The organism is Stenotrophomonas sp. SrG, from assembly GCF_050031795.1.
GTDB classification, from domain to species: Bacteria; Pseudomonadota; Gammaproteobacteria; order Xanthomonadales; family Xanthomonadaceae; genus Stenotrophomonas; species Stenotrophomonas rhizophila_A.
The window spans coordinates 1-247 of sequence record NZ_JBNBBE010000722.1; the positions used below are offsets into that span (position 1 = coordinate 1).

Below are 247 nucleotides of genomic sequence, written 5' to 3' on the forward strand. Positions count from 1 at the left end.
CGTGCAGCTGGTGATGGGCGTCAGCCTGCTGGCCGGAGGGCTGGTTTTGCTGGCCGCGTTGCAGGCCACCGCCGGTGAACGCCGTTACGACAGCGCGGAGCTGCGCACGCTGGGCGCCACCCGCACCCAGCTGCGCGGCGCGGTGCTGGTGGAATTCGGCGCGCTGGGTCTGCTGACTTCGCTGCTGGCGGTGGGCACGGCGGCACTGCTGGGCAGCGTCGTGGCCCGCCAGGTATTCGAACTGCAG

The 247-nt window shown here is 71.7% G+C and carries 1 protein-coding gene; it reads left to right on the forward strand.

Annotated features, from left to right (window positions below):
• On the forward strand, nt 1–247 hold a 247-nt coding region (locus ACQG3P_RS21475), incomplete at both ends, for an FtsX-like permease family protein (protein WP_426806185.1).